Genomic DNA, 17,853 nt, shown 5'->3' with positions numbered 1-17,853 from the left:
CAGCACCTGTTACCGACAGGGTTTTGATTCTCTGTACAGCCTATGTATAAAGGGCTACAGCCGTTTATCCACAGAAGGTTGTCCACATAAGCTTTATAAGATCTTTAGAAAAGCTTTATAAAATCCTTCTTCTTTTTTTCTATGTTTATCTGCCGGCGTGAACCTGACCCACCTGTCCTCGGGCTCGCCCCGGTGCATGTCCATCCATAAGGAAACGCTGGTTGGAAATTGACCTATCGGCTTGCTTTCTCTAGAATCGCCGATCTCTTAAAACGGGGGCCATTCCGGCCCGTTGTCGACGAACCAGGTAACACGCCATGAAACGTACTTTCCAACCAAGCACCATCAAGCGCGCGCGCACTCACGGTTTCCGTGCTCGTATGGCTACCAAGAACGGCCGCGCCGTACTGTCGCGTCGTCGTGCCAAAGGCCGTAAGCGTCTGGCCATTTGATTTTTCGGCACAGGTGGTGAGTCAGGACTTCAGTCGGGATAAGCGTCTGCTTACACCCCGGCATTTCAAAGCGGTCTTCGACTCCCCAACCGGCAAGGTTCCAGGGAAAAACCTGCTTATCCTTGCCCGCGAGAACGGTCTTGATCATCCCCGCCTCGGGTTGGTGATCGGCAAGAAGAGCGTCAAGCTCTCCGTTCAACGCAATCGCCTTAAACGTTTGATGCGCGATTCCTTTCGCCTGCACCAGCAAATGCTTGCCGGTTGGGATATCGTGATCGTCGCGCGCAAGGGGTTGGGCGAGATTGAAAACCCAGAATTGCACCAACATTTTGGCAAGCTCTGGAAACGGCTCGCTCGCAGTCGGCCCTCTCCAGCGGTTAATGCCGAATCTGCAGGGGTAGACAGTCACGATGCGTAAACTGGCACTCGTTCCGATCCAGTTTTACCGTTACGCCATTAGTCCTCTGATGGCCAGTCACTGTCGTTTCTACCCCAGTTGCTCCTGTTACGCTCAAGAAGCCATCGAATCGCATGGCCTGTTGCGTGGCGGGTGGCTAGCCGTTCGTCGCCTTGGGCGTTGCCATCCGTGGAACCCCGGCGGTTTCGATCCGGTTCCGCCAGCGCCTTCCTCCCGAAATTCTTCGATAGCCGAGTAATCATGGATATTAAACGCACGATCCTGATCGTCGCCCTGGCAATCGTGTCCTACGTCATGGTCCTCAAGTGGAACCAGGACTATGGCCAGGCTGCCTTGCCGACTCAGCATGCTGCCGCCAGCAACGCTGCCCCGGCATTGCCGGACACCGCGCGCGCCGGCAATTCCGGTGCAAACGCCGATGTGCCGAGCGCCAATGCTGATTCGAGCGCGGCGGAACTTGCGCCCGTCGCCATCAGCAAGGACCTGATCCGGATCAAGACCGATGTCCTGGACCTGGCTATCGACCCTGTCGGCGGTGACATCGTCCAGCTGAACCTGCCCAAGTATCCACGCCGGCAGGACCATCCGGACATTCCGTTCCAGTTGTTCGACAACGGCAACGAGCGTACCTACCTTGCGCAAAGCGGCCTGACCGGTGTCAACGGTCCGGATGCCCGTGCCAGTGGCCGCCCGCTGTACGCCACCGAGCAGCGCAGCTATCAGCTGGCCGATGGCCAGGAGCAACTGGTCGTCGACCTGAAGTTCAGCGACAACGGCGTCAACTACATCAAGCGCTTTGCCTTCAAGCGCGGTGAATATGACCTGACCGTGTCCTACCTGATCGACAACCAGAGCGGCCAGGCCTGGACCGGCAACCTGTTTGCCCAGCTCAAGCGCGACGCCAGCTCCGATCCGTCCTCGAGCACGGCCACCGGTACCGCCACTTACCTGGGCGCGGCCCTGTGGACAAGTTCGGAGCCGTACAAGAAGGTGTCCATGAAGGACATCGACAAAGGTAGTTTGAAAGAAAATGTTTCCGGCGGTTGGGTCGCCTGGCTGCAGCACTACTTCGTGACGGCCTGGATCCCGAAAAGCTCGGATAACAACGTTGTCCAGACCCGCAAGGACAGCCAGGGCAACTACATCATCGGCTATACCGGTCCTGCGCTGAACGTCGCGGCAGGCGCCACGGCCGAAACCAGTGCCATGCTGTACGCTGGCCCCAAGAGCCAGGCCAAGCTGAAAGAGTTGTCCCCAGGCCTGGAACTGACCGTCGATTACGGCATCCTCTGGTTCATTGCCCAGCCGATCTTCTGGCTGCTGCAACATATCCACAGCCTGCTGGGTAACTGGGGCTGGTCGATCATCGTGCTGACCATGCTCATCAAGGGCCTGTTCTTCCCGCTGTCGGCTGCCAGCTACCGTTCGATGGCGCGCATGCGCTCCGTCGCGCCAAAAGTCGCCTCGCTCAAAGAGCAGTACGGTGACGATCGCCAGAAGATGTCCCAGGCGATGATGGAGCTGTACAAGAAAGAGAAGATCAACCCGCTGGGCGGCTGCCTGCCGATCCTGGTGCAGATGCCGGTCTTCCTGGCGCTGTACTGGGTACTGCTGGAAAGCGTCGAGATGCGCCAGGCGCCGTGGATGTTCTGGATCACCGACCTGTCGATCAAGGATCCGTTCTTCATCCTGCCGATCATCATGGGCGCGACCATGTTCATCCAGCAGCGTCTGAACCCGACTCCGCCGGATCCGATGCAGGCCAAGGTGATGAAGCTGATGCCGATCATCTTCACCTTCTTCTTCCTGTGGTTCCCGGCTGGCCTGGTGCTGTACTGGGTTGTGAACAACTGCTTGTCGATCACCCAGCAGTGGTACATCACCCGCGGTATCGTGGCAGCGAACAAAAAAGCTGCTGCATGACGGGCTGATCCACTAGCCTGTGTATAAAAACGCCCCCTAGTGGGGCGTTTTTGCTATCTGTCGTTTTTTCTGTAGAGGCTTTCCAGCATGACCACTGTGCGTGAAACCATTGCCGCCATCGCTACCGCCCAGGGACGTGGAGGCGTGGGTATCGTGCGTCTGTCCGGCCCTCTGGCGCGCCAGGCGGGCCTTGCCCTCACCGGACGTACGCTTACCCCCCGTCATGCCCACTATGGCCCGTTCCGGGACGAGGCCGGGCGTGTGGTGGACGAAGGCATCGCGCTGTTCTTCCCTGGACCCAACTCCTTTACCGGCGAAGACGTGCTTGAGTTGCAAGGACACGGCGGGCCGGTAGTCATGGACATGCTGCTGCAGCAGTGCGTCCAGCTGGGCTGCCGGCTGGCGCGCCCTGGCGAGTTCAGCGAACGGGCGTTTCTCAACGACAAGCTCGACCTGGCGCAGGCCGAAGCCATCGCCGACCTTATCGAAGCTAGCTCCGCACAGGCGGCCCGCAACGCGTTGCGCTCGCTGCAGGGGGCATTCTCGCGACGTGTGGATAACCTTACCGAAGCGCTGATTGCCCTGCGGATCTATGTGGAGGCCGCGATCGACTTCCCGGAAGAGGAAATCGACTTTCTTGCGGACGGCCACGTGCTGAGCATGCTCGACGCCGTGCGCAGCGACTTGTCCACAGTGCAACGGGAAGCCGGGCAGGGGGCCTTGCTGCGAGACGGCATGACGGTGGTCATCGCCGGTCGTCCGAATGCGGGCAAGTCGAGTCTGCTCAACGTGCTGGCGGGGCGGGAAGCGGCCATCGTCACCGACATCGCCGGGACCACTCGGGATATCCTGCGCGAACATATCCACATCGACGGCATGCCGTTGCACGTCGTGGACACGGCCGGGCTGCGTGACACCGAGGACCATGTGGAAAAGATCGGTGTCGAGCGTGCGCTCAAGGCGATTGGTGAAGCGGACCGGGTGTTGCTGGTGGTCGACTCGACCGCACCCGAGGCGTCCGATCCGTTTGCCCTGTGGCCAGAATTCCTCGACCAGCGCCCGGACCCCTCCAAGGTCACCCTGATCCGCAACAAGGCAGACCTCAGTGGCGAACAGGTCGCGCTGGAACAGAGCGCGGACGGTCATGTCACGATCACCCTGAGCGCTAGGGATGCGGACACGGGGCTGGAGTTGCTGCGAGACCACCTCAAGGCCTGCATGGGCTTCGAGCAGACCGCGGAAAGCAGCTTCAGTGCGCGCCGACGGCACCTGGAGGCACTGCGCCAGGCCAGCATGCACCTGGAACACGGCCGGGCGCAGCTTACCCTGGCGGGTGCCGGCGAGCTGCTGGCGGAGGATTTGCGCCAAGCTCAACACGCGCTTGGCGAGATCACGGGTGCCTTCAGCTCCGATGATCTGCTCGGGCGGATCTTCTCCAGCTTCTGTATCGGAAAATAGCCTCTCCCATCCACCGGCACATCCTGCCGGTGGATAACCTCTCCCCAAGCGGTGTCAGACCGTTTTCGCGCGTTTCATCCACAGGTGTATTGCCCGCCTGGCCTTCCCAACCTCTTTTTTCCCTAAGGCACGCTTTCCGAGCGCGCATTCGGCTGCCTGTGGACAGGATAAGCCCTGTGGAAAAGTCCATCTGAGGTCAGTTGATAACCCGCCTTCGAAAATGGAGATAAATCGGCCTGTGGGTAAATAGGCATTTAATCCACAGGTTTAAATCGCTTATCCAGAACCCTCATTGCCGGTGCTGCACAGGGTTTTGAATCTCTGTACATCATGTAAAACAAGGCCTGCAGAGCTTTATCCACAGAAACCAGGCTGTGTAAGAATAAACATAAAAACAAAGCTTTTATAAATTTCTCTCTTTTTGTTTCTATTGCGCCACTCATCCACAGGCTGGTCAAATTTTGCGCAAAAGGTTCCTTTGGAGGGGGGTAAGTCCCTATACTTGTCGGCTTACCTTTCTCTATTCGCAAAAACAGGCACGAGGTGCGTGGTGGATTTCCCTTCCCGTTTTGAAGTGATCGTCATCGGCGGCGGCCATGCCGGTACCGAGGCTGCGCTTGCGTCCGCACGCATGGGGGTAAAAACCCTGCTGCTGACCCATAACGTGGAAACCCTCGGTCACATGAGCTGCAACCCGGCCATCGGCGGCATCGGCAAGAGCCATCTGGTCAAGGAGATCGATGCGCTCGGCGGCGCCATGGCGCTGGCCACCGACAAGAGCGGCATCCAGTTCCGCGTGTTGAACAACCGCAAGGGCCCCGCGGTGCGCGCCACCCGTGCGCAGGCAGACCGCGCCATCTACAAGGCAGTGGTGCGGGAGATTCTGGAAAACCAGCCCAATCTGTGGATATTCCAGCAGTCCTGCGACGACCTGATCGTCGAGCAGGATCAGGTCCGTGGTGTCGTTACCCAGATGGGCCTGCGTTTTCTCGCCGATTCCGTGGTACTGACCACCGGGACCTTCCTGGCCGGACTTATCCACATCGGCATGCAGAACTATTCCGGCGGCCGCGCGGGCGATCCCCCCGCGATCGCCCTGGCCCACCGCATGCGTGAACTGCCGCTGCGCGTAGGCCGCCTGAAGACCGGTACCCCCCCGCGCATCGATGGCCGCTCGGTGGATTTCTCGGTCATGACCGAACAGCCAGGCGATACCCCCATCCCGGTGATGTCGTTCATGGGCTCCAAGGAGATGCATCCGCGTCAGGTCAGCTGCTGGATCACCCACACGAACGCGCGGACCCACGAGATCATCGCCTCCAACCTCGACCGTTCGCCGATGTACTCCGGTGTGATCGAGGGCGTGGGCCCACGTTATTGCCCGTCGATCGAAGACAAGATCCACCGCTTCGCCGACAAGCAGAGCCACCAGGTATTCATCGAGCCTGAGGGGCTGAATACCCATGAGCTGTACCCCAACGGCATTTCCACTTCCCTCCCGTTCGATGTGCAACTGCAAATCGTCCGGTCGATCCAGGGCATGGAAAACGCACACATCGTGCGCCCGGGTTATGCCATCGAATACGACTACTTCGATCCGCGGGACCTGAAGTACAGCCTCGAGACCAAGGTCATCGGCGGCCTGTTCTTCGCCGGCCAGATCAACGGCACCACCGGTTACGAAGAAGCCGGCGCCCAGGGCCTGCTGGCCGGCACCAACGCGGCGCTGCGCGCCCAGGGCCGTGACAGCTGGTGCCCGCGGCGTGACGAGGCGTACATCGGCGTGCTGGTCGACGACCTGATCACCCTGGGTACCCAGGAGCCGTATCGCATGTTCACCTCGCGAGCCGAGTACCGGCTGATCCTGCGCGAAGACAACGCCGACCTGCGCCTGACCGAAAAGGGCCGCGAGCTCGGCCTGATCGACGACCAGCGCTGGGCGGCGTTCTGCGCCAAGCGCGAGGGTATCGAGCGCGAGGAACAGCGCCTGAAATCCACCTGGGTTCGCCCGGGTACTGCCCATGGCCTGGCGATTACCGAGAAATTCGGCACGCCGCTCACCCATGAGTACAATCTGCTCAGCCTGCTGACCCGCCCGGAAGTCGACTATGCCGGGCTGATCGAGGCGACCGGCGGTCAGTCCGCCGATCCCCAGGTGGCCGAACAGGTGGAGATCAAGACCAAGTACGCCGGTTACATCGACCGCCAGCAGGACGAGATCGCCCGGCTGCGCGCCAGCGAGGACACTCGCCTGCCTGTGGATATCGACTACAGCGGGATTTCGGGGCTCTCCAAGGAGATCCAGGGCAAGCTCGGGCAGACCCGCCCGGAAACCCTGGGCCAGGCCTCGCGTATTCCAGGCGTCACCCCGGCGGCCATTTCCCTGTTGCTGATTCACCTGAAAAAGCGCGGCGCTGGCCGCGAGTTGGAGCACACCGCTTGAGTTCCCTGGTCACCCCGCAACACGCAGAAGAGTTGTCCACAGGCGCGCGCCAGCTTGGCGTCGAGCTGAGCGTGGCGCAGCATGAGCAACTGCTGGCCTACCTGGCCCTGTTGATCAAATGGAACAAGGCCTACAACCTGACCGCGGTCCGCGATCCCGACGAGATGGTCTCGCGGCACCTGCTCGACAGTCTCAGCGTCATGCCGTTTATCCACAGCGGCAGCGAAAGTTGGCTGGATGTGGGCAGTGGCGGTGGCATGCCCGGGATTCCATTGGCTATCCTGCATCGGGACAAGCAGGTGACCGTGCTGGACAGCAACGGCAAGAAGACCCGCTTCCTCACCCAGGTGAAGATGGAGCTCAAGCTGGACAACCTGCAGGTTATCCACAAACGGGTCGAGGAGTTCCGCCCGGAGCAGCCGTTCAGCGGCATTGTCTCCCGAGCGTTCAGCAGCATGGAGAACTTCACCAACTGGACGCGCCACCTGGGCGATACCCAAACAGCATGGCTTGCAATGAAAGGCCTCCATCCTGCCGACGAACTGGTAGCATTGCCGGCAGACTTCACAGTAGAGAGCGAGCGTGCCTTGACCGTTCCGGGTTGCCAAGGCCAGCGCCATCTGCTGATACTGCGCCGCACGGCTTGATGGGGAACACACGCAACAATGGCTAAGGTATTCGCAATAGCGAACCAGAAAGGTGGTGTGGGCAAGACCACCACCTGTATCAATCTCGCCGCATCGCTGGTCGCGACCAAGCGACGCGTGCTGCTGATCGATCTCGATCCACAGGGCAACGCCACTACGGGTAGTGGCGTGGACAAGCACGACCTGGAGCATTCGGTCTATGACCTGCTGATCGGTGAATGCGATCTCGCCCAGGCCATGCACGTTTCCGAGCACGGTGGCTACCAGCTGCTGCCCGCCAACCGCGACCTCACGGCCGCGGAAGTGGTGCTGCTGGAAATGCAGATGAAGGAAAGCCGCCTGCGCACGGCGCTGGCGCCTATCCGCGAGAACTACGATTTCATTCTCATCGACTGCCCGCCGTCGATGTCGATGCTGACCCTCAACGGCCTGGTCGCCTCCGACGGCGTGATCATCCCGATGCAGTGCGAGTATTACGCGCTTGAGGGCTTGAGCGACCTGGTGGACAACATCAAGCGAATCGGTGACCGGCTCAACCCCGAGCTCAAGATCGAAGGCTTGCTGCGGACCATGTTCGACCCGCGCCTGAGCCTGAACAACGACGTGTCGGCGCAGCTCAAGCAGCATTTCGGCGATCAGCTCTATGACACGGTGATTCCGCGCAACATCCGCCTGGCAGAGGCACCGAGCTTCGGCATGCCGGCCCTGGCCTACGACAAGCAATCACGTGGCGCGCTGGCCTACCTGGCCCTGGCCAGTGAGCTGGTACGCCGTCAGCGCCGACCCGCGCGCGCTGCGCAGACAACTTAAGGAATCCGCATGGCCGTTAAGAAACGAGGTCTCGGACGTGGGTTGGATGCACTGCTCAGTGGTCCTACCGTCAGCGCGCTCGAAGAGCAGGCTGTCAAGGTCGCCCAGAACGAGCTGCAACACGTGCCGGTCGAGCTGATCCAGCGTGGCAAGTACCAGCCACGCCGCGACATGGATCAGGAGGCGCTCGAGGAGCTGGCGAATTCGATCCGCTCTCAGGGCGTCATGCAACCGATCGTGGTCCGGCCGATTGGCGACGACCGCTTCGAGATCATCGCTGGCGAGCGCCGCTGGCGCGCCACCCAGCTGGCCGGCCTGGATACCGTCCCGGCCATGGTCCGCGAGGTGCCCGACGAGGCCGCCATCGCCATGGCCCTGATCGAGAACATCCAGCGCGAGGACCTCAACCCGCTGGAAGAGGCCATGGCCTTGCAGCGCCTGCAGCAGGAGTTCGAACTGACCCAGCAGCAGGTGGCCGATGCCGTGGGCAAGTCGCGGGTGACCGTCGCCAACCTGTTGCGTCTGATTTCGCTGCCAGAAGAGATCAAGATCCTGCTCGCCCATGGTGACCTCGAGATGGGTCATGCGCGTGCTTTGCTCGGTCTGGGCGAAGATCAGCAGGTCGAAGGGGCGCGTCATGTTGTCGCACGCGGACTGACCGTGCGCCAGACTGAAGCACTGGTTCGCCAGTGGCTCAACGGCAAGCCTGAGCCGGTCGAACCGGGCAAACCTGATCCGGATATCACACGCCTTGAACAGCGTCTCGCAGAGCGCCTGGGCTCGGCTGTACAGATTCGTCACGGAAACAAGGGCAAGGGTCAGCTGGTTATCCGCTACAACTCGCTCGATGAGTTGCAAGGCGTCCTCGCTCACATCCGCTGAAACAATTCCCGTTGTAGCGCGCAGTCGGAAATCACTACCCAATAGTTGAATAGGGGTTAATCCACCCCTATACTCTGCGCGCATTTTGTCGGCACAAATTATGCCAAGTCATTGCTGACTGGGCGGTCGACTCACGAGGAGCAGTAGTGATGGAAACCCGCACGCCAAACCGCCTGCCTTTCCATCGCTGGGCAGTTTTCCCGGTACTGCTGGCTCAATGCGTGGTATTTCTGCTGGCAACTTTGGTGTTGTGGCAGTGGCAAGGGGTGGTCAGTGGATATTCAGGTCTCTGCGGAGGGCTGATTGCCTGGCTGCCCAATGTGTATTTCGCCTGGAAGGCATTTCGCTTCAGCGGGGCCAGGGCGGCACAGGCCATCGTCAGGTCGTTCTACGCAGGCGAGGCAGGCAAATTGATTTTGACGGCAGTGCTGTTCGCACTGACCTTCGCAGGAGTGAAGCCACTGGCGCCGTTAGCAGTCTTCGGCGTCTTCGTGCTGACCCTATTGGTCAGCTGGTTCGCGCCCCTGCTGATGAATAAAAGACTTTCGAGACCTTAGGGCGTTTGAGGCAACCATGGCAGAAGAAACCGCTTCGGGCTATATCCAGCACCACTTGCAGAACCTGACCTACGGTCAACTACCAGACGGCGGCTGGGGCTTTGCCCATTCGGCTGCGGAAGCCAAGGCAATGGGCTTCTGGGCGTTCCACGTGGACACCCTGGGCTGGTCCGTTGCACTGGGTCTGATCTTCATCCTGTTGTTCCGCATGGCGGCGAAGAAGGCGACCTCCGGTCAGCCTGGCGGCCTGCAGAACTTCGTCGAGGTGCTGGTCGAATTCGTCCACGGCAGCGTCAAGGACTCGTTCCATGGCCGCAGCGCGGTCATCGCCCCGCTGGCGCTGACCATCTTCGTCTGGGTGTTCCTGATGAACGCCGTCGACCTGGTACCGGTCGACTGGATTCCCCAGCTGGCGATCATGATCACTGGCGATTCGCACATTCCGTTCCGCGCGGTATCGACCACCGACCCGAACGCGACTCTGGCCATGGCCTTCTGCGTGTTCGCCCTGATCATCTTCTACAGCATCAAGATCAAGGGCCTGGGCGGCTTCCTGGGTGAACTGACCCTGCACCCGTTCGGCAGCAAGAACATCTTCGTGCAGATCCTGCTGATCCCGGTCAACTTCCTGCTCGAGTTCGTCACCCTGATCGCCAAGCCGATCTCGCTGGCACTGCGTCTGTTCGGCAACATGTACGCCGGCGAACTGGTGTTCATCCTGATCGCGGTCATGTTCGGCTCGGGCCTGTTGTGGCTCAGCGGCCTGGGTGTGGTGCTGCAATGGGCGTGGGCGGTGTTCCACATCCTGATCATCACCCTGCAAGCTTTCATCTTCATGATGCTTACCATCGTCTACCTGTCGATGGCTCACGAAGATAACCATTAAGACCGCCTGGCGTGTCTGATAGCCTTCCCGCCGGCATGGGGGAGGGCTTAAAAAGTCCGCAAGGGCAGTTGTACGAAACGATTTGTTTTACCGCTTCAAATTAAAAAACCTAACCAATACGACGTAAAAGTCGGGAGGAAAGATGGAAACTGTAGTTGGTCTTACCGCTATCGCTGTTGCTCTGCTGATCGGTCTGGGTGCTCTGGGCACCGCCATTGGTTTCGGCCTGCTGGGCGGCAAGTTCCTGGAAGGCGCTGCTCGTCAGCCAGAAATGGTTCCGATGCTGCAGGTCAAGATGTTCATCGTTGCCGGTCTGCTCGACGCCGTAACCATGATCGGTGTTGGTATCGCACTGTTCTTCACCTTCGCGAACCCCTTCGTCGGTCAAATCGCTGGCTAATCACTCGTTTTCAACGAGTTGATTTGCGGTGTGATGGACTAAGAACGAGCGAGGTGTTGGCGTGAACATTAATGCAACCCTGATTGGCCAGTCCGTTGCGTTCTTTATCTTTGTGCTGTTCTGCATGAAGTTCGTGTGGCCTCCGGTCATCGCGGCTCTGCAAGAACGCCAGAAAAAGATCGCGGATGGACTGGACGCTGCCAACCGAGCAGCTCGCGACCTGGAGCTGGCCCAAGATAAAGTGGGTCAGCAACTGCGCGAAGCTAAAGCTCAGGCAGCCGAAATCATTGAGCAAGCCAAGAAACGCGGTGCTCAGATCGTCGAGGAAGCCCGTGACCAGGCCCGCGTCGAAGCTGACCGTGTGAAGGCTCAGGCTCAAGCCGAGATCGAACAGGAAATCAACAGCGTCAAAGACGCGCTGCGCGCCCAAGTGGGTAGCCTGGCCGTCGGCGGTGCCGAGAAGATCCTGGGCGCCACAATCGATCGAAACGCGCATGCGGAGCTGGTTGACAAACTGGCCGCTGAAATTTAAGCGAGGGCGATCATGGCAGAACTGACCACGTTGGCCCGACCTTACGCTAAGGCAGCCTTCGAGCACGCCCAGGCCCATCAGCAACTGGCCAATTGGTCAGCCATGCTCGGCCTGGCTGCTGCGGTGTCGCAAGACGGCACCATGCAGCGCCTGCTCAAGGCCCCGCGACTGACGAGCGCAGAAAAGGCCGCCGCGTTTATTGACGTGTGCGGTGACAAGTTTGATGTAGAGGCACAGAATTTCATTCATGTTGCCGCGGAAAACGACCGTCTCCTGCTGTTGCCGGAGATTGCCGCCTTGTTCGACCTGTACAAGGCCGAGCAGGAAAAATCCGTGGACGTGGAAGTCACCAGTGCTTTTGCGTTGAACCAAGAACAGCAAGACAAACTCGCCAAGGTTCTCAGTGCACGGCTCAGCCGGGAAGTGCGCCTGCATGCGACGGAGGATGCCAGCCTGATCGGCGGCGTCGTTATCCGCGCCGGTGACCTGGTAATCGATGGCTCTGTTCGCGGCAAAATCGCGAAACTGGCCGAAGCATTGAAATCTTGAGTTTGAAGGGGCAGCAGAGCAATGCAGCAACTCAATCCTTCCGAAATAAGTGAAATCATCAAGGGTCGCATCGAGAAACTCGATGTCACCTCTCAAGCCCGCAACGAAGGTACCGTCGTCAGCGTTTCTGACGGTATCGTGCGGATTCACGGTCTGGCCGACGTCATGTACGGCGAAATGATCGAGTTTCCGGGTGGCGTGTTCGGTATGGCCCTCAACCTGGAGCAAGACTCCGTTGGTGCGGTAGTACTGGGCGCATACGACACCCTCGCCGAAGGCATGAGCGCCAAGTGCACCGGCCGCATCCTCGAGGTTCCGGTTGGTAAGGAACTGCTGGGTCGCGTTGTCGACGCACTGGGCAACCCGATCGACGGCAAAGGCCCTCTGGGCAACACCGAGACCGATGCGGTCGAGAAAGTTGCTCCGGGCGTGATCTGGCGTAAGTCGGTAGACCAGCCTGTACAGACTGGTTACAAATCCGTCGACGCCATGATCCCTGTCGGCCGTGGCCAGCGTGAGCTGATCATCGGTGACCGTCAGATCGGCAAGACCGCCATGGCGATCGACGCCATCATCAACCAGAAAGACAGCGGTATTTTCTGTGTTTATGTTGCCGTCGGCCAGAAGCGCTCCACCGTTGCCAACATCGTTCGCAAGCTGGAAGAAAACGGCGCAATGGCCAACACCATCGTGGTGGTTGCCAGTGCTTCGGAATCCGCCGCGTTGCAATTCCTGGCGCCATACGCCGGTTGCACCATGGGCGAGTTCTTCCGTGACCGCGGTGAAGACGCACTGATCGTCTACGATGACCTGTCCAAGCAGGCCGTTGCGTACCGTCAGATCTCCCTGCTGCTGCGCCGTCCACCAGGACGTGAAGCGTACCCAGGCGACGTGTTCTATCTCCACTCCCGTCTGCTGGAGCGTGCATCGCGCGTTTCGGAAGAGTACGTAGAGAAGTTCACCAATGGCGCCGTGACTGGCAAGACCGGTTCCCTGACCGCTCTGCCGATCATCGAAACCCAGGCTGGCGACGTTTCGGCGTTCGTTCCGACCAACGTGATCTCGATCACCGACGGTCAGATCTTCCTGGAATCGGCCATGTTCAACTCGGGCATCCGCCCTGCAGTGAACGCCGGTGTTTCGGTATCGCGTGTAGGTGGTGCCGCTCAGACCAAGATCATCAAGAAGCTGTCCGGTGGTATTCGTACCGCACTGGCTCAGTACCGTGAACTGGCTGCATTCGCCCAGTTCGCGTCCGATCTGGACGAAGCGACCCGCAAGCAGCTGGAGCATGGTCAGCGCGTTACCGAGCTGATGAAGCAGAAGCAGTACGCGCCGATGTCCATCGCGGACATGGCCCTGTCGCTGTACGCCGCTGAGCGTGGCTTCCTGACTGACGTAGAAGTCTCCAAGATCGGCAGCTTCGAGCAAGCACTGATCGCCTTCTTCAACCGTGATCACGCTGAACTGATGGCGAAGATCAACGTGAAGGGTGACTTCAACGACGAAATCGACGCAGGCCTGAAAGCCGGTATCGAGAAGTTCAAGGCCACCCAGACCTGGTAAGCCGCAGCGGGGGCCCAGGCCCCCGCTTGCTAACCTCATAGGTGATACATGGCAGGCGCAAAAGAGATTCGCAGTAAGATTGCGAGCATCAAAAGCACGCAAAAAATTACCAGCGCCATGGAAAAAGTGGCGGTCAGCAAAATGCGCAAGGCTCAAATGCGCATGGCTGCTAGCCGTCCTTATGCGGAGCGTATCCGCCAGGTTATCGGTCATCTGGCCAACGCCAACCCGGAATACCGCCACCCGTTCATGATCGATCGCGAAGTAAAGCGCGTCGGTTATGTCGTGGTGAGCAGTGACCGTGGTCTGTGCGGTGGCTTGAACACCAACCTGTTCAAGGCCCTGGTCAAGGACATGAACGCCAACCGCGAACAGGCCGTCGAAATCGACCTGTGCGTGATCGGCAGCAAAGGTGCGGCGTTTTTCCGCAGCTTCGGCGGTAACGTCGTCGCGGCAATCAGCCACCTGGGCGAAGAGCCATCGATCAACGATCTGATCGGCAGCGTCAAGGTCATGCTGGATGCCTACCTGGATGGTCGTATCGACCGTCTGTCCGTGGTGTCGAACAAGTTTATCAATACCATGACGCAACAACCGACGGTAGAGCAGCTGGTACCGTTGGTGGCAACCCCGGATCAGGAACTCAAGCACCACTGGGACTACCTCTACGAACCCGATGCCAAGGAGCTGCTTGACGGCTTGATGGTGCGTTACGTGGAGTCGCAGGTCTACCAGGCGGTGGTCGAGAACAACGCTGCTGAGCAAGCGGCCCGGATGATCGCCATGAAGAACGCCACAGATAACGCCGGTGATTTGATCAAAGAGCTCCAGCTGATCTACAACAAGGCGCGTCAGGCTGCGATCACCCAGGAGATCTCGGAAATCGTCGGCGGCGCAGCCGCGGTTTAACGGTTCAAATATTCAGAGGATCCAGCTATGAGTAGCGGACGTATCGTTCAAATCATCGGCGCCGTCATCGACGTGGAATTTCCACGTGACGTCGTTCCGAGTGTCTACAACGCGCTGAAAGTACAAGGCGCGGAAACCACCCTCGAAGTCCAGCAGCAGCTGGGCGACGGCGTGGTTCGTACCATTGCCATGGGTTCGACCGAAGGCTTGAAGCGCGGTCTGGATGTCGTCGACACTGGCGCTGCCATTTCCGTTCCGGTTGGTAAGGCCACTCTCGGCCGTATCATGGACGTACTGGGCAACCCGATCGACGAAGCCGGCCCGATCGGCGAAGAAGAGCGTCGCGGTATCCACCAGCCAGCGCCTTCGTTCGCTGATCAGGCAGGCGGCAACGACCTGCTGGAAACCGGCATCAAGGTCATCGACCTGGTTTGCCCGTTCGCCAAGGGTGGCAAGGTTGGTCTGTTCGGTGGTGCCGGTGTCGGCAAGACCGTAAACATGATGGAACTGATCCGTAACATCGCCATGGAACACAGCGGTTACTCCGTGTTCGCTGGTGTGGGTGAGCGTACTCGTGAGGGTAACGACTTCTACCACGAGATGAAGGACTCCAACGTTCTCGACAAGGTAGCGCTGGTCTACGGTCAGATGAACGAGCCACCAGGAAACCGTCTGCGCGTAGCGCTGACCGGCCTGACCATGGCCGAGAAGTTCCGTGACGAAGGTAACGACGTTCTGCTGTTCGTCGACAACATCTATCGTTACACCCTGGCCGGTACCGAAGTATCCGCACTGCTGGGCCGTATGCCTTCGGCAGTAGGTTACCAGCCGACCCTGGCTGAAGAGATGGGCGTTCTGCAAGAGCGCATCACCTCCACCAAGGAAGGTTCGATCACCTCCGTCCAGGCCGTATACGTACCTGCGGACGACCTGACCGACCCGTCGCCGGCGACCACCTTCGCCCACTTGGACGCCACCGTCGTACTGTCCCGTGACATCGCCTCCCTGGGTATCTACCCAGCGGTCGATCCACTGGACTCGACTTCGCGCCAGCTGGACCCGAACGTGATCGGCAACGAGCACTACGACACCGCTCGCGGCGTCCAGTACGTGCTGCAGCGCTACAAAGAGCTGAAGGACATCATTGCGATCCTCGGTATGGACGAACTGTCCGAAGCCGACAAGCAGCTGGTATCCCGCGCTCGTAAGATCCAGCGTTTCCTGTCCCAGCCGTTCTTCGTGGCAGAAGTCTTCACCGGTTCTCCAGGCAAATACGTTTCCCTGAAAGACACCATCGCAGGCTTCAGCGGCATCCTCAAAGGTGACTACGACCACTTGCCAGAACAAGCGTTCTACATGGTCGGCAGCATCGAAGAAGCGGTCGAGAAAGCCAAGAAACTGTAATCCCGGCGCCCCGCGAGGGGCGCTATCAGGTTGAGGCAAGCAGATGGCTATGACAGTCCATTGCGATATCGTCAGCGCGGAAGGGGAAATCTTCTCCGGTCTGGTCGAGATGGTGGTTGCGCACGGTAACCTGGGTGATCTTGGTATCGCTCCGGGCCACGCGCCGTTGATCACCAATCTCAAGCCTGGTCCGATCACGCTGACCAAGCAGGGTGGCGCCCAAGAGGTGTTCTACATCTCTGGTGGTTTCCTCGAGGTCCAGCCGAACATGGTCAAGGTGCTTGCCGATACCGTGCAACGTGCTGCAGACCTGGACGAAGCTCAGGCTCAGGAAGCCCTCAAGGCTGCCGAGAACGCCCTGAACGCGAAAGGCGCGGAGTTCGATTACGGCGCCGCTGCCGCGCGACTGGCCGAGGCCGCAGCCCAGCTGCGTACCGTCCAGCAAATGCGCAAGGGCAAGTAATCTGGCCCAGGTCGGATACTTTCGTTGCGATTGAGTAAAAGGGTAGCCTCGGCTACCCTTTTTCTTTTTCCGAATTTCTCATCCGGTCATTCCACTGACCGCCCAGGATTGGTAGCCAGTCAATGTCACTCGATATCGTTATTCTTGCCGCTGGCCAAGGGACCCGCATGCGCTCGGCGCTGCCCAAGGTGCTGCACCCTGTCGCCGGCAACTCCATGCTGGGTCATGTTATCCACAGCGCGCGCCAGCTTCAGCCTCAGGGTATCCACGTGGTGATCGGCCATGGCGCCGAACGGGTACGCGAGCAGCTGAGCGCCGATGACCTGAACTTCGTCCTGCAGGACCAGCAGCTGGGTACCGGCCATGCCGTGGCCCAGGCACTGCCGGCGCTGAGTGCCGAGACGGTGCTGATTCTGTACGGGGATGTCCCGCTGATTGAGGTCGAGACCCTTGAGCGCTTGCTGGCCAAGGTCAACGATGAACAGCTGGGCCTGCTGACCGTCACGCTCGCCGACCCGACCGGCTATGGCCGTATCGTGCGGGACGGACAGGGCAAGGTGCAGGCGATCGTCGAGCACAAGGACGCCAGCGATGCGCAGAAGGCCATCCAGGAAGGCAACACCGGCATCCTCGCCGTGCCGGCCGCGCGCCTGAGTGACTGGTTGGGCCGCTTGTCCAACAACAACGCCCAGGGCGAGTACTACCTGACCGACGTGATCGCCATGGCCGTGGCCGATGGCCTGGTGGTGGCGACCGAGCAGCCGCTCGACCCGATGGAAGTGCAGGGTGCCAATGACCGCCGCCAGCTGGCCGAGCTTGAACGCCACTACCAGCTGCGTGAAGGCCGCCGCCTGATGGCCCAAGGCGTGACCTTGCGCGATCCGGCACGCTTCGACGTGCGGGGGGAGGTGACCGTGGGCCGTGATGTGCTGATCGATGTCAACGTCATTCTCGAAGGCAAGGTAGTGATCGAGGACGACGTCCAGATCGGCCCGAACTGCGTGATCAAGGACAGCACCCTGCGCAAGGGCGCGGTAGTGAAGGCCAACAGCCATCTCGACGGTGCCGTGCTGGGAGAGGGCAGCGATGCGGGTCCGTTCGCGCGTATTCGTCCGGGCACCGTGCTGGAGGCCCGTGCCCATGTGGGTAACTTTGTCGAGCTGAAGAATGCCCACCTGGGCGAGGGTGCCAAAGCGGGTCACCTGACCTACCTGGGCGATGCCGAGATCGGCGCGCGCTCCAACATCGGCGCCGGTACCATCACCTGCAACTACGATGGAGCCAACAAGTTCAGGACGGTCCTGGGTGAGGACGTGTTCATCGGGTCGAACAATTCGCTGGTAGCACCTGTGGATATCCAGGCGGGGGCGACTACTGCCGCGGGCTCGACCATCACGCAGAATGTCGATGCGAAGCAACTGGCGGTGGCGCGGGCGCGTCAGCGCAATATCGATGGCTGGGCACGACCTGTGAAGATCAAGAAAGACTAAGGTTATCCACAGGCAAAAAAAGCCGGCTCATGCAGATGAGCCGGCTTTTTCATGGGCGCGATTC

The 17,853-nt window shown here is 59.9% G+C and carries 19 protein-coding genes; all 19 read left to right on the top strand.

Annotated elements, in window-relative coordinates; genetic code table 11:
* The first annotated feature begins 317 nt into the window (after positions 1–317).
* The 19 genes from rpmH to glmU all read left to right on the top strand — a co-directional run bounded on the left by rpmH (position 318) and on the right by glmU (position 17,789).
* Entirely contained in the window at positions 318–452 is a 135-nt protein-coding gene (rpmH, locus tag VJS90_RS19160) for a 50S ribosomal protein L34 (protein WP_003253163.1), read from the top strand.
* A gap of 13 nt (positions 453–465) precedes the next feature.
* On the top strand, positions 466–870 hold the full coding sequence (gene rnpA, locus VJS90_RS19155; RefSeq protein WP_324123254.1) for a ribonuclease P protein component: 405 nt from the start codon (positions 466–468) through the stop codon (positions 868–870).
* On the top strand, positions 863–1,108 hold the full coding sequence (gene yidD, locus VJS90_RS19150; protein ID WP_324123186.1) for a membrane protein insertion efficiency factor YidD: 246 nt from the start codon (positions 863–865) through the stop codon (positions 1,106–1,108). The genes rnpA and yidD overlap by 8 nt, the downstream gene beginning before the upstream one ends.
* Before the next feature lie 2 nt (positions 1,109–1,110).
* The gene (gene yidC, locus VJS90_RS19145) at positions 1,111–2,793 is read left to right on the top strand and encodes a membrane protein insertase YidC (protein ID WP_324123185.1); all 1,683 of its coding nucleotides are present in this window, start codon (positions 1,111–1,113) and stop codon (positions 2,791–2,793) included.
* A gap of 87 nt (positions 2,794–2,880) precedes the next feature.
* Entirely contained in the window at positions 2,881–4,251 is a 1,371-nt protein-coding gene (gene mnmE / locus VJS90_RS19140) for a tRNA uridine-5-carboxymethylaminomethyl(34) synthesis GTPase MnmE (protein ID WP_324123184.1), read from the top strand.
* A gap of 550 nt (positions 4,252–4,801) precedes the next feature.
* A complete protein-coding gene (mnmG, locus tag VJS90_RS19135) occupies positions 4,802–6,694 on the top strand; it encodes a tRNA uridine-5-carboxymethylaminomethyl(34) synthesis enzyme MnmG (protein ID WP_324123183.1) in 1,893 nt (630 codons plus the stop codon).
* Positions 6,691–7,341, top strand: coding sequence for a 16S rRNA (guanine(527)-N(7))-methyltransferase RsmG (gene rsmG, locus VJS90_RS19130; protein ID WP_324123182.1), 651 nt, complete (start codon positions 6,691–6,693; stop codon positions 7,339–7,341). Before mnmG ends, rsmG begins: the two co-directional genes overlap by 4 nt.
* A gap of 18 nt (positions 7,342–7,359) precedes the next feature.
* Entirely contained in the window at positions 7,360–8,151 is a 792-nt protein-coding gene (locus tag VJS90_RS19125) for a ParA family protein (RefSeq protein WP_324123181.1), read from the top strand.
* Positions 8,152–8,160: 9 nt separating this feature from the next.
* A complete protein-coding gene (locus VJS90_RS19120) occupies positions 8,161–9,033 on the top strand; it encodes a ParB/RepB/Spo0J family partition protein (protein ID WP_324123180.1) in 873 nt (290 codons plus the stop codon).
* 149 nt (positions 9,034–9,182) lie between these two features.
* The gene (locus VJS90_RS19115) at positions 9,183–9,590 is read left to right on the top strand and encodes a F0F1 ATP synthase subunit I (protein WP_324123179.1); all 408 of its coding nucleotides are present in this window, start codon (positions 9,183–9,185) and stop codon (positions 9,588–9,590) included.
* Between the two features lie 16 nt (positions 9,591–9,606).
* Complete coding sequence (gene atpB / locus VJS90_RS19110; RefSeq protein WP_324123178.1) at positions 9,607–10,476, top strand: F0F1 ATP synthase subunit A; 870 nt, start codon at positions 9,607–9,609, stop codon at positions 10,474–10,476.
* A 142-nt stretch (positions 10,477–10,618) separates the two neighbouring features.
* Positions 10,619–10,876, top strand: coding sequence for a F0F1 ATP synthase subunit C (gene atpE, locus VJS90_RS19105; RefSeq protein ID WP_003097235.1), 258 nt, complete (start codon positions 10,619–10,621; stop codon positions 10,874–10,876).
* A 61-nt stretch (positions 10,877–10,937) separates the two neighbouring features.
* Positions 10,938–11,408, top strand: a complete 471-nt coding sequence (locus tag VJS90_RS19100; RefSeq protein WP_324123177.1) for a F0F1 ATP synthase subunit B — start codon at positions 10,938–10,940, stop codon at positions 11,406–11,408.
* A gap of 12 nt (positions 11,409–11,420) precedes the next feature.
* Positions 11,421–11,957 (top strand): F0F1 ATP synthase subunit delta, encoded by a 537-nt coding sequence (locus tag VJS90_RS19095; protein ID WP_324123176.1) that lies wholly within the window; start codon positions 11,421–11,423, stop codon positions 11,955–11,957.
* Positions 11,958–11,978: 21 nt separating this feature from the next.
* Positions 11,979–13,523, top strand: coding sequence for a F0F1 ATP synthase subunit alpha (atpA, locus tag VJS90_RS19090; protein ID WP_324123175.1), 1,545 nt, complete (start codon positions 11,979–11,981; stop codon positions 13,521–13,523).
* Positions 13,524–13,571: 48 nt separating this feature from the next.
* Complete coding sequence (gene atpG / locus VJS90_RS19085) at positions 13,572–14,432, top strand: F0F1 ATP synthase subunit gamma (protein ID WP_324123174.1); 861 nt, start codon at positions 13,572–13,574, stop codon at positions 14,430–14,432.
* A 27-nt stretch (positions 14,433–14,459) separates the two neighbouring features.
* A complete protein-coding gene (atpD, locus tag VJS90_RS19080; protein ID WP_324123173.1) occupies positions 14,460–15,836 on the top strand; it encodes a F0F1 ATP synthase subunit beta in 1,377 nt (458 codons plus the stop codon).
* Between the two features lie 43 nt (positions 15,837–15,879).
* The gene (locus VJS90_RS19075; protein ID WP_158460823.1) at positions 15,880–16,299 is read left to right on the top strand and encodes a F0F1 ATP synthase subunit epsilon; all 420 of its coding nucleotides are present in this window, start codon (positions 15,880–15,882) and stop codon (positions 16,297–16,299) included.
* A gap of 122 nt (positions 16,300–16,421) precedes the next feature.
* Positions 16,422–17,789: a bifunctional UDP-N-acetylglucosamine diphosphorylase/glucosamine-1-phosphate N-acetyltransferase GlmU gene (glmU, locus tag VJS90_RS19070; RefSeq protein WP_324123172.1), complete on the top strand. Its 1,368-nt coding sequence runs from the start codon at positions 16,422–16,424 to the stop codon at positions 17,787–17,789.
* Positions 17,790–17,853: the final 64 nt, after the last annotated feature.

Source organism: Pseudomonas sp. (genome assembly GCF_035277045.1).
Taxonomy (GTDB): Bacteria; Pseudomonadota; Gammaproteobacteria; order Pseudomonadales; family Pseudomonadaceae; genus Aquipseudomonas.
The sequence above is the reverse complement of the archived record's forward strand: the minus strand, read 5'-3'. Positions and strand labels throughout refer to the sequence as shown.

Bases quoted from the DNA above. Each gene is read 5' to 3' on its own strand.
- yidD (WP_324123186.1), top strand. From the start codon at position 863: ATGCGTAAACTGGCACTCGTTCCGATCCAGTTTTACCGTTACGCCATT.
- atpE (WP_003097235.1), top strand. From the start codon at position 10,619: ATGGAAACTGTAGTTGGTCTTACCGCTATCGCTGTTGCTCTGCTGATC.
- VJS90_RS19125 (WP_324123181.1), top strand. From the start codon at position 7,360: ATGGCTAAGGTATTCGCAATAGCGAACCAGAAAGGTGGTGTGGGCAAG.
- atpG (WP_324123174.1), top strand. From the start codon at position 13,572: ATGGCAGGCGCAAAAGAGATTCGCAGTAAGATTGCGAGCATCAAAAGC.
- VJS90_RS19120 (WP_324123180.1), top strand. From the start codon at position 8,161: ATGGCCGTTAAGAAACGAGGTCTCGGACGTGGGTTGGATGCACTGCTC.
- mnmE (WP_324123184.1), top strand. From the start codon at position 2,881: ATGACCACTGTGCGTGAAACCATTGCCGCCATCGCTACCGCCCAGGGA.
- yidC (WP_324123185.1), top strand. From the start codon at position 1,111: ATGGATATTAAACGCACGATCCTGATCGTCGCCCTGGCAATCGTGTCC.
- VJS90_RS19075 (WP_158460823.1), top strand. From the start codon at position 15,880: ATGGCTATGACAGTCCATTGCGATATCGTCAGCGCGGAAGGGGAAATC.
- atpD (WP_324123173.1), top strand. From the start codon at position 14,460: ATGAGTAGCGGACGTATCGTTCAAATCATCGGCGCCGTCATCGACGTG.
- VJS90_RS19115 (WP_324123179.1), top strand. From the start codon at position 9,183: ATGGAAACCCGCACGCCAAACCGCCTGCCTTTCCATCGCTGGGCAGTT.
- atpB (WP_324123178.1), top strand. From the start codon at position 9,607: ATGGCAGAAGAAACCGCTTCGGGCTATATCCAGCACCACTTGCAGAAC.
- rpmH (WP_003253163.1), top strand. From the start codon at position 318: ATGAAACGTACTTTCCAACCAAGCACCATCAAGCGCGCGCGCACTCAC.
- atpA (WP_324123175.1), top strand. From the start codon at position 11,979: ATGCAGCAACTCAATCCTTCCGAAATAAGTGAAATCATCAAGGGTCGC.
- glmU (WP_324123172.1), top strand. From the start codon at position 16,422: ATGTCACTCGATATCGTTATTCTTGCCGCTGGCCAAGGGACCCGCATG.
- VJS90_RS19095 (WP_324123176.1), top strand. From the start codon at position 11,421: ATGGCAGAACTGACCACGTTGGCCCGACCTTACGCTAAGGCAGCCTTC.